General features: G+C 58.9%; 13 protein-coding genes and 3 pseudogenes. 15 read left to right on the top strand and 1 reads right to left on the bottom strand.

Going from position 1 to position 12,541, the window contains the following annotated elements; translation table 11 throughout:
* Positions 1-2: 2 nt before the first annotated feature.
* The 8 genes from nifE (at position 3) to ACVWW1_RS21380 (ending at position 6,447) form a co-directional block, all read left to right on the top strand.
* The gene (nifE, locus tag ACVWW1_RS21415; RefSeq protein ID WP_456657359.1) at positions 3-1,649 is read left to right on the top strand and encodes a nitrogenase iron-molybdenum cofactor biosynthesis protein NifE; all 1,647 of its coding nucleotides are present in this window, start codon (positions 3-5) and stop codon (positions 1,647-1,649) included.
* 9 nt (positions 1,650-1,658) lie between these two features.
* A complete protein-coding gene (nifN, locus tag ACVWW1_RS21410) occupies positions 1,659-3,050 on the top strand; it encodes a nitrogenase iron-molybdenum cofactor biosynthesis protein NifN (RefSeq protein ID WP_456657358.1) in 1,392 nt (463 codons plus the stop codon).
* Positions 3,051-3,062: 12 nt separating this feature from the next.
* Positions 3,063-3,458 carry a nitrogen fixation protein NifX gene (gene nifX / locus ACVWW1_RS21405; RefSeq protein ID WP_456657357.1) on the top strand — a complete coding sequence of 132 codons (396 nt, stop codon included), beginning with the start codon at positions 3,063-3,065 and terminating at the stop codon, positions 3,456-3,458.
* Positions 3,459-3,477: 19 nt separating this feature from the next.
* On the top strand, positions 3,478-3,930 hold the full coding sequence (locus ACVWW1_RS21400; RefSeq protein WP_456657356.1) for a NifX-associated nitrogen fixation protein: 453 nt from the start codon (positions 3,478-3,480) through the stop codon (positions 3,928-3,930).
* An 8-nt stretch (positions 3,931-3,938) separates the two neighbouring features.
* Positions 3,939-4,139 (top strand): CCE_0567 family metalloprotein, encoded by a 201-nt coding sequence (locus ACVWW1_RS21395; protein WP_456657355.1) that lies wholly within the window; start codon positions 3,939-3,941, stop codon positions 4,137-4,139.
* A 12-nt stretch (positions 4,140-4,151) separates the two neighbouring features.
* Positions 4,152-4,451 (top strand): ferredoxin III, nif-specific, encoded by a 300-nt coding sequence (gene fdxB / locus ACVWW1_RS21390; RefSeq protein ID WP_456657354.1) that lies wholly within the window; start codon positions 4,152-4,154, stop codon positions 4,449-4,451.
* Between the two features lie 280 nt (positions 4,452-4,731).
* Positions 4,732-5,172, top strand: coding sequence for a hypothetical protein (locus ACVWW1_RS21385; RefSeq protein ID WP_456657353.1), 441 nt, complete (start codon positions 4,732-4,734; stop codon positions 5,170-5,172).
* A gap of 879 nt (positions 5,173-6,051) precedes the next feature.
* A complete protein-coding gene (locus ACVWW1_RS21380; RefSeq protein ID WP_456657352.1) occupies positions 6,052-6,447 on the top strand; it encodes a Rieske (2Fe-2S) protein in 396 nt (131 codons plus the stop codon).
* A 22-nt stretch (positions 6,448-6,469) separates the two neighbouring features.
* On the opposite strand, the pseudogene ACVWW1_RS21375 reads toward ACVWW1_RS21380, so the two are convergent.
* Positions 6,470-7,048: pseudogene (locus tag ACVWW1_RS21375) on the bottom strand (hypothetical protein); the annotation flags it as partial.
* A 276-nt stretch (positions 7,049-7,324) separates the two neighbouring features.
* Here ACVWW1_RS21375 and ACVWW1_RS21370 point away from each other — a divergent pair.
* The 7 genes and pseudogenes from ACVWW1_RS21370 (at position 7,325) to ACVWW1_RS21340 (ending at position 12,367) form a co-directional block, all read left to right on the top strand.
* Positions 7,325-7,645 carry a HesB/IscA family protein gene (locus tag ACVWW1_RS21370; protein ID WP_456657351.1) on the top strand — a complete coding sequence of 107 codons (321 nt, stop codon included), beginning with the start codon at positions 7,325-7,327 and terminating at the stop codon, positions 7,643-7,645.
* 20 nt (positions 7,646-7,665) lie between these two features.
* Complete coding sequence (locus ACVWW1_RS21365; protein WP_456657350.1) at positions 7,666-7,956, top strand: NifU family protein; 291 nt, start codon at positions 7,666-7,668, stop codon at positions 7,954-7,956.
* A gap of 11 nt (positions 7,957-7,967) precedes the next feature.
* Positions 7,968-9,161 carry a cysteine desulfurase NifS gene (gene nifS / locus ACVWW1_RS21360; RefSeq protein WP_456657349.1) on the top strand — a complete coding sequence of 398 codons (1,194 nt, stop codon included), beginning with the start codon at positions 7,968-7,970 and terminating at the stop codon, positions 9,159-9,161.
* Positions 9,158-9,382 carry a putative nitrogen fixation protein NifT gene (gene nifT, locus ACVWW1_RS21355; protein WP_429032775.1) on the top strand — a complete coding sequence of 75 codons (225 nt, stop codon included), beginning with the start codon at positions 9,158-9,160 and terminating at the stop codon, positions 9,380-9,382. Before nifS ends, nifT begins: the two co-directional genes overlap by 4 nt.
* Positions 9,379-10,241 (top strand): annotated as a pseudogene (locus tag ACVWW1_RS21350) (SIR2 family NAD-dependent protein deacylase). Before nifT ends, ACVWW1_RS21350 begins: the two are co-directional and overlap by 4 nt.
* Positions 10,242-10,584: 343 nt before the next feature.
* Positions 10,585-12,144 carry a nitrogenase cofactor biosynthesis protein NifB gene (nifB, locus tag ACVWW1_RS21345; protein ID WP_456657348.1) on the top strand — a complete coding sequence of 520 codons (1,560 nt, stop codon included), beginning with the start codon at positions 10,585-10,587 and terminating at the stop codon, positions 12,142-12,144.
* 9 nt (positions 12,145-12,153) lie between these two features.
* Positions 12,154-12,367, top strand: a pseudogene (locus ACVWW1_RS21340) (ferredoxin).
* The last annotated feature ends 174 nt before the right edge of the window (positions 12,368-12,541 follow it).

Genomic DNA, 12,541 nt, shown 5'->3' with positions numbered 1-12,541 from the left:
GGATGAGTTCGCTAGCGGCCACGGTCCAGGACAGTTTCAACGAGCCGGGCTGCGCCAGGAATGGCAGTAAGTCGGAGGCTGAGCGCAAGAAGGGTTGCACCAAACAGCTGCAGCCGGGCAGCGCTGCGGGCGGCTGTGCTTTCGACGGCGCCAAGATTGCGCTGCAGCCGTTTACCGATGTCGCTCACTTGGTGCATGGTCCGATCGCGTGCGAAGGCAACTCCTGGGACAATCGCGGCGCGGCGTCTTCCGGCTCGAATCTGTGGCGCATCGCATTCACAACCGATTTGAGCGAAACCGATATCGTATTCGGAGGCGAGAAGCGGCTTTGCAAAGCGATCAAGGAGATCATCGACAAGTACGATCCGCCCGCCATCTTCGTCTATCAAACCTGCATCCCGGCGATGATCGGCGACGACATCAACGCGGTCTGTAAGGCAGCATCTCGAAGGTTCGGAAAGCCGGTGATCCCGATCAATTCCCCGGGCTTCGTCGGTTCCAAGAACCTCGGTAACAAGCTCGCCGGCGAGGCCTTGCTCGACTATGTGATCGGGACGCAGGAACCGGACTACACCACACCATACGATATCAACCTGATCGGCGAATACAACCTTTCGGGAGAGCTCTGGCAAGTGAAGCCATTGTTGGACGAGCTTGGAGTGCGGATTCTCTCCTGCATCTCCGGCGATGGAAAATATCGCGAAGTCGCTTCATCTCATCGCGCGCGGGCGGCGATGTTGGTGTGCTCAAAGTCGATGATCAACGTGGCACGCAAGATGGAGCAACGCTACGGGATCCCGTTCTTCGAGGGGTCGTTCTACGGTATTCAGGATTCAAGCGAATCGCTGCGCCAGATTGCGCGCCTATTGGTTGAACGCGGCGCGCCGAACGCTCTGCTCGCGCGCACCGAAGCGGTGATCGCGCGCCAGGAAGCGTGGGCCTGGGCTGCGATCGAGCCGTACAAGCCACGCTTCAAAGGCAAGAAGGCCTTGTTGATTACCGGCGGCGTCAAGTCATGGTCGGTCGTTGCGGCACTGCAGGAAGCCGGGCTCGAATTAGTCGGAACCAGCGTGAAGAAATCGACAAGGCAGGACAAGCAGCGCATCAAAGAGCTCATGGGGCAGGATGCCCACATGATCGAGGACATGACGCCGCGCGAAATGTACAAGATGTTGAAGGACGCCAAAGCGGACATCATGCTTTCGGGCGGCAAGTCGCAGTTCATCGCGCTGAAAGCGGCGATGCCCTGGCTCGATATCAACCAGGAGCGGTGCCATGCCTATATGGGCTATTTCGGAATGGTCAAGCTGGTGGAGGAGATCGACAAGGCGCTCTCCAATCCAATGTGGGAGCAGCTACGGCGACCAGCGCCATGGGAGGCATTGGCGAAGGCGATGGTGCAGATGCGATCGCCAATGGCCGGCATCGCTTGCGATTCGGTGCTCGCCGAAACGGCGCGCCGCGCGAGGAGGATCTGCTTCTGTAACAAGGTCGATCTCGGCACCATCGAGGATGCAATCGACGGGCACGGCCTGAGGAGCGTGGAGGCGGTCAGAGAGTACACCAATGCGGTCGGTGGCTGCTGCAACAGACGCATCGAGGGGATCCTGGTGTCCACGCCGTCGGCCATGCCACAGGCCGCAGAATAGGGAAGTGTCATGGCCAGCCTCACGGCGTCCACAAAAGCCTGTGCCGTCAATCCGCTGAAGATGAGCCAACCGATCGGTGGCGCCTTCGCCTTCATGGGGTTGCGTGGGGCAATGCCGCTTCTGCACGGCTCGCAAGGGTGCACATCCTTCGGGCTCACGCTCTTTGTCCGGCATTTCAGGGAGGCCGTGCCGCTGCAGACCACCGCGATGAGCGAGGTCGCGACCGTGCTTGGCGGCTACGGGAATCTCGAGCAGGCGATACTCAATATCTACAACCGTACCAAGCCAAAGATCATCGGAATCTGCTCGACCGGCGTCACCGAGACCAATGGGGACGATGTCGATGCCTACCTCAAGCTAATCCTCGACAAGCATCCGCAGCTCGCGAAATTGCCGCTGGTCTATGTCTCGACCCCTGATTTCAAGGGTGCGTTCCAGGACGGCTGGGAGAAGGCTGTGGCGCGCATTGTGGAGTTGCTGGTTGAACCGCCCAGCGTCAATGGCCTGCGCGATCCCTCGAGGGTGAATGTTCTTCCAGGATGTCACCTCACGCCGGGTGATCTTGATGAACTCCGGGCCACCCTGGAGGACTTTGGCTTGCGGCCGTCCTTCTTGCCTGACCTGGCGGGATCGCTCGATGGGCATATCCCCGATGAGTTTACGGCAACGACCATTGGCGGCATCGGCGTCGACGAAATTGCGAGCATGGGCCGCGCCAACTGGACTATCGCAATTGGCGCCCAGATGCGGCGAGCGGCAGAGGTCATGCAGGCCAAGACCGGCGTGCCATTTCGGCTGTTCGAACGGCTGTGCGGTCTCGGCCCGAACGACGACTTCATCACGTTCTTGAGTGAGATCAGCGGCCGCCCCGTACCATTCAAATATCGGCGCCAGCGCGGCCAGCTCGCCGATGCAATGCTGGACGCGCACTTCCATATTGGTGGTCGCAAAGTTGCAATCGCCGCCGAGCCAGACCTCCTGTTTGACCTGTCCGGTATGCTGCACGACATGGGCGCGCAGGTGACGGCGGCCGTGACGACTACTCAGTCGGCGGTCATTGAGCGGATCAAGACCGAGGAAGTGCTGATCGGCGATCTTGAGGATCTGGAAGAGCTTGCCAGAACCAAGCATTGCGACCTGCTGATCACGCATTCGCATGGCAGGCAAGCGGCGGCTCGGCTGAAAATCCCGTTCTATCGAGCCGGTTTTCCGATGTTCGATCGGCTTGGCGCAGGGCACCAACGATCCATCGGTTATCGTGGTACGCGCGATCTGATCTTCGATATCGCCAATCTTGTGATCGCGGACCGCGAGGAGAACCATCAGCCTACTCCCGACAGATGGCGGGCTCCGGCCACTGCCACTAAGGTCCGGGAACCGCAGCTCCATCAGTGCAGCTGAGAGGTCGATTGCATGAAGGTCGCATTCGCAACTCAAGACCTGAGACGGGTCGATGCCCATTTTGGTTGGGCAAAGTATATCGCTATCTATGATGTCGCGCCAGGCGGGCACGTGTTTCTCAAGGCGATTGAGTTTGAGGGGGATCTCAAGGAAGACGGCAACGACGACAAGTTGGCGCCGAAGATTGACGCGATCAAGGATTGCACAATTCTTTACGTCGCCGCCATCGGCGGTGCCGGTGCCGCGCGGGTGGTCGCCAACAAAATCCATCCTATCAAGGTGAACGAGCCGGAAAGCATCTTGGTCCTGCTCGAAAAACTCGAGCACACCCTGAAGGGCACGCCACCTCCCTGGCTACGCAAGGCTATGGCAAAGGACCAACGGCGTACGTTCGAGTTCGACGAATGAGGCGATATGACGCGCAAAAATGGAGCAGCAGGGCAGCGGCGTCGAGGCGCCGTTCCTCATGGAGCTAGTCAAGATTTGGCGCGCTCAGGATACCAACGGAGCCTGGGAGGCCAAGAGCGATCTCGACTTGCTCGAACCCTATATCTTGGACAAGGAAAAGCGGCGCGCATTGCCGATTGTCGGCGATCCTGATCCCGATACGGTGTGGCGGCTTGAGCTGTTCTTCGATGCGGTCGCGCTCTCGATCGAGAGGGTAACCGGCGTGATGATCCAGCCGATTCTGGAGCTGCATCATGAAGGCTTCGGCCGCGTGGTGCTAATCGGAGGCCGGCTGATCGCCGTGAACAAGCAGCTTCGCGATGTGCATCGCTTCGGCTTCGATAACTTCGTAAAGCTCGCGCAGGAGGGTGACAAATATGTCAGCGACGGAATCGACCTGATTCGTAAATTTCCCGAGGTGGCGAAATATTGAGGACGCTCATGAGCGATCGTGAAACACTGAGGGCAGATCTCAAGAAGCTGTCGGCCAAAGCGATACAGGCAAAAATGGATCTGCATGACCGTTCGGAAGAGTTGCCCATCAACTGGGCCTCAATCATGGTGGTGGCGCAGAAGGCGCACGATGCCTATGCCGCGCTCGAGCGCAAGAGCCGCGATTTGAAGGCGCTGGAAAATACTTAAAGGGGCCCGATCATGTCATTTGCAACGCGCGACGGCCGTGACTGGACGCCAAACTACCTGATCTCGATCGATGCCAAGAAGTGCATCGGCTGTGGGCGCTGTTTCAAGGTGTGCGGTCGAGATGTCATGATGCTAAGGGGAATCAACGAGGAGGGCGAGCTTGTCGACCTCGACGATGATGAGGACGACGAGATTGAAAAGAAGATCATGGTTCTCAACGATCAGGGCGCCTGCATCGGTTGCGGCGCCTGCGCCAGGGTCTGCCCAGCCAACTGCCAGACCCACGGTTCGGCCACAGCGGCAGCGGCGTGAGTGACGGCTGACTCTATCGCGGCCAATCATCTCTGCCTTGATTGGGGTAGCTCGCACTTCAGCCGAGTATTTTTGGGCTGGCTCTCGATCCTTCTGAGCAGGTCTCACTCGCGAACGACATCGCTGCGCCGACCAAAGGAGCGGTCAGTTCGTGAACTTCGTCGACATGGGGGAACGGGAGGGCGCTTCTCAACAGCGGCAGCGCGGTCAGACGAGTGCTCGCGGGCGCGGATCTGTGTGTGTACAGAGTACGTGCCTGATGATGAGATCATATTGAGTCGTGCGCATCGCCAGTAGCCCAAAGGAATACTCGGATTTCGTCGCAGATAAAGCTGAGCGCGCAGCAACGGTTGCTGGAAGCTTTGCCAACAGTTCCGATGATCCGGACATCCCGGCTCGATTTTTCAGCTATCAGTTGGGTGACGAAGCTGTCGGGATGTTAAGGATGGGAGGCCCAGATCTGATTAAGAGAGAGCATTTTCGGCAGCAGTTTTGGCGAAACGACATCACGTCTCAAGTAGATCTGCGGATTACTCATCCCTGGTCCAGAACGCCGGCGATATTCTACCGGAACATCAGCTGCGAGAAGACGGCGATTATCCGTTGGTCTTGTCACGTCCTGCCTTGCCCGGCATGGAGCCCCGACTCGCGGAAATGGGTTTTTGTTCATGTGGGTCGTAATCACAGGGTGCGTGATCCTAGCCAGCATCCTGAGGTGTGAACGAAGAACGATAACGACGAGTGGCAGCGGGTAGACAGGCCGACAAAGTATCCTTCCAAAGCTGGCGACGATGGTAGCGTCGATAGTGACTCGTCTGATGATGATCCGTCCTGTTATTTGGATCGAGCCATGGAAAAGCTGGCTAGGGAGCAAGGCGAATCGGACTGCAGCGCCGAAATGACTGGTCTCCCGTCAACGCCAACGTCGGCAAAACAGTCTTGGCCTTCAAAAAGCGCTGCGCGCGTCCGAAGCGTGTGCTCCGTTTTGCGCCGCCTGGACGCCAGGTTTACGTTTGGTCGACGGTTCGCCGAACGTGCATTCGAAGACAGCAATAACGTGGCGAACAAGCCGCATCCATAAGTCAGCTTGATGACGGGGAGTGCCGAAATGGGCAAGCTAAGATCGTCGATGTTGCAACAAGCTTGTTCGCAAAGCGCGACGGTTGTCCAAACCCCGGTGATGTGCTCACCCCTACAGGGCGGAGCAGCTCAATTCCTTCGGCGAAGATTAATTCGGGTCGCGGCCGTAGTCTTCCGGTCGATTGCATCAGCGGGCGAGACGTGTACATGGGAGTAGTGGCTGCGCGCATCTCAAAGCTGTGCCGACGTGAAATTGCTAACACGCTCTGGCTATTCGGCGCGACTGCTTTTGCGAGCAGGCACTGACTTTAGATGTCGCGAACGCTGCCCCTGCGCAGCACGCCCGTGAACGGGAAGCAAGGGTCTGCGAAGTGGTCTGAATTATGCACCCGCACCGATGAGGTGTGCTCAAGTGGTGCAGCCCGCTGCCTGGAATACCAGAACGCGGGTCGTCCCTACTCCTACGGTCTTTGTAGGGGCGATCGCGCCGCGACAATGAAGAGTGCCCGAAGAGCAATCAATGCAGCCAGAAGCTATCTATACAATTTGCGGCTTTGACGACATTCCAAACCGCCACGCCATGGGCGTTCACCTTATAGCTATCGACAACGACGGCGTTCACCGACCATGGTCCATCGTTGTCGTGCGATGGGGCAAAAAGGTGCTTGGCTATATCAACAAGTGCCCGCACAACGGCGTCAATCTGGACTGGGAGCGGAACAGATTCCTTGATCCATACAGCGTCCGGCTGATATGCGGCAAGCACGGATCGACCTTCGAACTCGGCACCGGGCGGTGCGTCGAAGGTCCATGTAAGGGCAGAGCGCTCACGCCGATCGCCTTGACAGTTCTGGATGGTGACGTCTGTGTTGTCGGCGTACGTCTTGTCGAAGACGACGTGTCCCGGAACGAATGAAGTTCGCGCTCAGACCGGCCGCGTTCTCGTTGCGGTTCTTCACCGGTTCCATTCTCTTCAGCCCGTCTTCATAGGAGATCTCGTCATAGGACTGATCGAGATCCTTTGCGGCATCGAGCAGGTAATCAAGCTTGCCGCCCGCATCGAGCTTCTTGATGTCGTCCTTGTTGACCCCGACCAGGTCCATCATCTCCTTCCAAACCGTGGATTCATCGCACGGTAGGACGTGGAAGGTAATATCACCGAGCTTGGTTCGGTATTTCGCCAGCAAATCTATGTTGTTGCAGAACATGAAGTAACTTCCGCGCGAGCTTAAGGCACCATCAAGGACGGTCGCGACGTCAGCAAGATACGCGAAGGAATGCAGGTAGCCGGCCAGGACCGGAATAGTGCGTTCTCCGTCCTGCGCGATCGTCAAAACCTGCTCGATCGAATAGTCCGGCGGCCGTTTCTCGTCCGCGACTTGAGTCTGGAAGTGTAGTGCGATGTCGCCGCGAAAGCCGAACCGGCCCGGCTTGGTCGTCCCGCCTTTGAGTACGGCATTGAGCAGGCGGCCCTCCTTCTCAAGTCTGCTGAGTGCGGTGTTCTCGATTGCAGTCATTAAATTGGTCCTCGATCTAAGCTCCTCACCGACTCCTTGGCCGGTGCCAGATGCAATGCAAATTGCTTGCCGTCGCATGTGTGGCGGCCTTCGGCGGAGCTTAGAAAGAAAACGCGTAAGCGGGCGGCGATCGGTCTCACGTAGCCCTGTCAGAAATCCGACACGGCTTCCAAAGCCGGCAGGCGCGATCGGAAAATGTGAGCATCGTCAAGCGTCTGCACGCCGGCACATGACTTGCCCTTGGGCAGGCAGACCTAAGCCGACGAGGGGCAAGCCGTGATAAACCTGACGAATAGCGCAGTGAACGCAATCAAGAGCGCGATTTCATCGTCGACGCGGCCGGCTAGTGGTCTGCGCATTATGGTCGAAGCAGGCGGCTGCAACGGGTTCAAATACATGATGGGTCTGGCCGAGGAACCGAAGCCTGATGACACTGTGATCGAGTGCGACGGTCTGAAGGTATTTGTCGACAACAAGAGCCATGATTATCTCGTCGGTACGACCATCGATTTCGTGATGGCGCTGGAGAGCCCTGGCTTCACCTTTCATAACCCGAATGCGACCGCGAGCTGCTCCTGCGGAAAATCGTTCAGCTGATGAAGAAGAGGCGTCGAGGCATGCTAGCCGAAACCGAACAACTGAGGCAATCGTCGGCGACTGCAACCGAGCGAGAGCTGCGCATTCGCAGCGTCATCGAGGAGATCCGCCCCGATCTGCAACGCGATGGGGGCGACTGTCAGCTGATCGGGATCGATGGCAGCAAGGTCATGGTCGGGCTGACCGGGGCCTGCACGTTCTGTAAGCTTTCGAGGCTGACGCTGGAAGGCATTCAGGCGCGGCTGGTCGAGAGGCTCGGCGAATTCATCCGCCTGATCCCGGTTGGTGCGGCAGGCAAGACGCCGGATTGAGCGGGGATCAAATGCCGATTTACCTCGACAACAATGCGACGACGCGGACCGATCCGGCTGTCGTGCAAGCCATGTTGCCGTTCTTTACTGAGCAGTTCGGCAACGCCTCATCCACGCATGCCTTCGGCGGCGAGGTCGCAGTCGCGCTGAAGCAGGCCCGGCGCAGCTTGCGGGGTCTGCTAGGGAGCGCCTACGATCATGAGATCGTTTTCACCTCGGGTGCGACCGAAGCCAACAATGCCGCAATCCTCTCTGCGCTTGCGACTCAGGAAGACCGTGACGAGATCGTGACCAGTTCGGTTGAGCACTCCGCCGTGCTTGCGCTAGTCGAGCAATTGGCGACAAGAGGGGTCAAGACGCATATCGTACCCGTGGATTCCCGGGGACGGCTCAACATCGAGGCATTTCGCTGCGCGCTCGGGCCACGCACGGCGATTGCCTCTGTCATGTGGGCCAACAACGAGACCGGCACGATTTTTCCTGTCGAGTTTCTGGCCGGGTTGGCCCGTGAGGCGGGCGCGCTGTTTCACACCGATGCGGTCCAGGCCATGGGCAAGGTGCGCGTGGACCTAAAGGACAGCGCGATCGACATGCTGTCGCTATCCGCGCACAAATTGCATGGCCCCAAGGGGATCGGCGCGCTCTATCTGCGCAAAGGGACAAGATTCCGGCCGCTGATCTGGGGCGGATCACAGGAACGACGGCACCGCGCTGGAACTGAGAATATTCCGGGCATCGTCGGCCTTGGAAAGGCTGCGGAGCTTGCGGTGGAGCGGCTCGAACCGGAGCGCCTTCGCATTGGTGCGTTGCGTGACCGCCTGGAGCAGGGGCTTTTGCACAATGGCGAGTGCGTCACGCTCGGCGATGTCAGCAACCGGCTGGCGAACACGGCCAATATTGCCTTCGGCCATCTCGAAGGCGAAGCAATCGTCCATCATCTCAATCGTGCGGGCATAGCCGTGTCGCTCGGATCAGCCTGCAACTCCGGCTCAATGGCGCCATCGCATGTTTTGCGCGCCATGCAGGTGCCGGCGTGGAGCATGCGCGGCGCGGTGCGCTTCTCTCTGTCGCGTGAAACCTCCTTCGGGGAGGTCGATGAGGTCGTGTGCGCAGTGTCCGACATTGTGGCTCGCCTGCGCGCCACGTCGCGGGAGTCTGCCGGTCTGGCCAGCTATGCGTCACAGTCCAAGGAGTTGCCCTCGTGAAAATCATGATCCGCCGGTCTTTGGACGCGGGCCTGTCGATCTACGTGCCCAAAAAGGATCTCGAAGAACCGATCGTGGAATCCGAGTACGAAACGCTCTGGGGCGGCTGGATCAAAATAGCCAATGGCTGGGTGCTCGATCTACCCGAGATGGCGAGCGACACGCGGTTACCGATCACAATCAATGCCAAAAAACGTGGCGAGAACGGGGACGATCCGTGAAGTCGACCCCGCGGATCGATTTTGTCGATGCGGCGGATGCAAAGGCCATTCTCGCGGACGTCGCTGCCGGGCTGAGGGCCGCGGGCGTTGTGCCTTATCTTGGACCTGGCCTCGTCGAGTTGTCCAGATCCGATGTGCCGACCACGCCCGAAGCGCTTGCCGGCTTCTTCGCCAGCAGGGTAGCGTTGCCGCGACGGGCCAAGGGCAATGCGTGGGCGTCGGCGCAGCATATCGAGATCAGCAAACATCGCTCTGCCGTGACGACATTGATGACGCAGGCCTTCGCTCGGCCAGTCGAGCCGACGCGCTTGCACCATCATCTTGCGTCCCTGTCGCTGCCCGTCATAGTCGATGCGTGGTACGATGGCGCGATGCGCGCGGCGCTGGGTGAGCGCGATGGATGGGGCGAAGTGCAGGGTATCACCCGCGTCGGCATTGGCGAGAACCGCTGGTACCGCTTTTATGATTCCGTTGGACAAGAGGTCGACAGTGTGGTGGCCGGCGGCTGGGCGACGGTGCTGTACAAGCCGCACGGCGGCGTGCACCCGGCCAAGAACTTCCTGATCTCCGACGCTGACTATGTCGAGGTGTTGACCGAAATCGACATCCAGACACCGATTCCGGACATCATCAAGAAAAAGCGGACCGGACAAACCTTTCTCTTCATCGGCTGTCGCTTCAACGACCAGCTGTTGCGTAGCTATGCGCGGCAGATCATCAAGCGTACGGCCGACACCCATTATGCGATCGTTGATCCGGATGCGCTTTCACGCAACGAGGTCCGATTTTAATCGAGCAAGGCCTGACGCCGCTTGCGATTGGGCTCCCTCGTGCGGTGGAGGTACTGCTGGCCAATTAACGGCGTTGTAAGGGCCGGCTCGCTCACCTCGTCGGCCTATTGTGAGAGGCCGCATCGCATCAAACTCGGTTGAGATGGAGCAGGGTTCTCGCGGGCTTAGCGCGAGAACGAAGCGGCTCACCGCGGAGCCACTTTGTCAGAACGACGACGTCCGTGTCGCATTTACAACATGCACATCATTACTGCTCTACATGCGTCAGGGTCGATCAGTGCCTGCTAACTCTTTGACGTATAGCTGCAACTTCATCGTCTCCGCCGTGGCATGTGAGTTGCTACTCCTCTTCTTGAAGCTTGCTCAGGGTTGGTCCTGGGAAGTCGATGGTGCCTGCAGGGAGAAATGAACATGAACGCGGTCGTCGGGCGCGGAAAATATGCCAAAGCTGCGGTGGATCACGGCAAGATGATGCAGCCTGCCGTCGAGCATAAGGGCTGCCGCATCTCGGCAAAGACCGACCAGGCAAGCTGCGGCTCGCGGGCAGGCCAAGGCGATCTGCCGATCGAAATCTGGCAAAAGGTGAAGAACCATCCCTGCTACAGCGAAGAAGCGCATCATCATTACGCCCGCATGCATGTCGCGGTAGCGCCAGCCTGCAACATCCAGTGCAACTACTGCAACCGCAAATACGACTGCGCCAATGAATCACGTCCGGGCGTGGTGAGCGAGAAGATCACCCCTGAGCAGGCGGTGAGAAAGGTGCTCGCGGTCGCGACCGCCATTCCGCGGATGACCGTGCTCGGCATCGCTGGTCCTGGCGATCCCCTGGCCAATCCAGAAAAGACGTTCAAGACGTTCGAACTGGTCGCCAAGGCGGCTCCCGACATCAAGCTGTGTCTGTCAACCAACGGACTGACGCTGCCGGACCATATTGACATCATCGCCAAGTCCAGAATCGACCACGTCACCATCACCATCAACATGATCGATCCCGAAATCGGAGCCAAGATCTATCCGTGGATCTTCTTCAACCACAAGCGCTACACCGGCGTCGACGCGGCCAGGATTCTCACCGATCGCCAGCTGCAAGGCCTCGAGATGCTTAGCCAACGGGGTATCCTGTGCAAGGTGAACTCGGTGATGATCCCGCACGTCAACGACCATCACCTGGTCGAGGTCAACAAGGCGGTGAAGTCGCGCGGTGCCTTCCTTCATAATATCATGCCGCTGATCTCCGCGCCCGAGTACGGCACAGTATTTGGCCTCAAGGGTCAGCGGGGACCGACGGCGCAGGAATTGAAGGCGCTGCAGGATGCTTGCGAAGGGCAGATAAACATGATGCGGCATTGCCGCCAGTGCCGCGCCGATGCTGTGGGTCTGCTCGGAGAGGATCGCAGCGCAGAGTTCACCACCGACCAGGTCATGAAAATGGATGTCAGATATGACCTCGAGATGCGCAAGGCGTATCAAGACAGGGTAGAGGATGAGCGTGCCGCCAAAGTCGCGGCCGGCGAAGAGGAGCTTACGAAGTTCGCCGGCGAGATGAGCACGATCACGCTTCTTGTGGCGGTCGCAACCAAGGGCTCGGGGCTTATCAACGAGCACTTTGGGCATGCAAAAGAGTTCAAGGTGTACGAACTTTCTACATCCGGCGCCAAATTCGTCGGCCATCGTCGCGTAGACGTTTACTGCCAGGGCGGTTATGGCGAGGAGGACAGGCTTTCGACCATCATCCGTGGCATCCATGACTGCCATGCGGTTTTCGTGGCCAAGATCGGCGCCTCCCCGAAAAGCAGTCTGATTAAGGCCGGGATCGAACCGGTCGATCAATACGCGCATGAATTCATCGAGAAGTCGGCGATCGCCTGGTTCAGGTCCTATCTCGACAAGGTGAAAAGCGGTGAGATCCAGCACGCCAAGCGCGGCGACGCCGCGATCCGGCAAGGAGCTCTGATCTCTGCGGCGTAAGGGGGGTATGTGCCATTCAAGATCATCGCCTCGCAGTGCACGAGCTGCTCAGCCTGCGACCGAACGTTGCCATCTCGGAGAAGGGGAGAGCTTCTTCATTGAACCGGCGAAATGCACAGAATGTATTGGCTATTTCGACGAGCCGCAATGTGTCGCCCCCTGGCCGGTCGACAATACCCGCGTCCTTGACACGTCCTTGCCGCGCTACCAGGCGCCAGCCTAACGGGCGAGCCACATGAACAGCATGCCAAGAGCCGAAGACGTCGCAAGCTTCGTGCTGCGCGTTGGCGGCGGCGTAGACGTCGACGTTCGGTCCTGCCTCACGGACGCCGACTGCTCTGGATTGCCCTGCGATAGTGCTGTTGGTCGCGGGCAGCACAGCCGTGGCGGGCTTTTC

The organism is Bradyrhizobium sp. JR3.5 (assembly GCF_054057015.1).
Note: the sequence above shows the minus strand (reverse complement) of the source record. Positions and strands in the feature narration are given on the sequence as shown.

Coding starts and splice junctions, on each gene's coding strand:
- nifE (WP_456657359.1), top strand. CDS start 3: ATGAGTTCGCTAGCGGCCACGGTCCAGGACAGTTTCAACGAGCCGGGC.
- nifN (WP_456657358.1), top strand. CDS start 1,659: ATGGCCAGCCTCACGGCGTCCACAAAAGCCTGTGCCGTCAATCCGCTG.
- nifX (WP_456657357.1), top strand. CDS start 3,063: ATGAAGGTCGCATTCGCAACTCAAGACCTGAGACGGGTCGATGCCCAT.
- ACVWW1_RS21400 (WP_456657356.1), top strand. CDS start 3,478: ATGGAGCAGCAGGGCAGCGGCGTCGAGGCGCCGTTCCTCATGGAGCTA.
- ACVWW1_RS21395 (WP_456657355.1), top strand. CDS start 3,939: ATGAGCGATCGTGAAACACTGAGGGCAGATCTCAAGAAGCTGTCGGCC.
- fdxB (WP_456657354.1), top strand. CDS start 4,152: ATGTCATTTGCAACGCGCGACGGCCGTGACTGGACGCCAAACTACCTG.
- ACVWW1_RS21380 (WP_456657352.1), top strand. CDS start 6,052: ATGCAGCCAGAAGCTATCTATACAATTTGCGGCTTTGACGACATTCCA.
- ACVWW1_RS21365 (WP_456657350.1), top strand. CDS start 7,666: ATGCTAGCCGAAACCGAACAACTGAGGCAATCGTCGGCGACTGCAACC.
- nifS (WP_456657349.1), top strand. CDS start 7,968: ATGCCGATTTACCTCGACAACAATGCGACGACGCGGACCGATCCGGCT.
- nifB (WP_456657348.1), top strand. CDS start 10,585: ATGAACGCGGTCGTCGGGCGCGGAAAATATGCCAAAGCTGCGGTGGAT.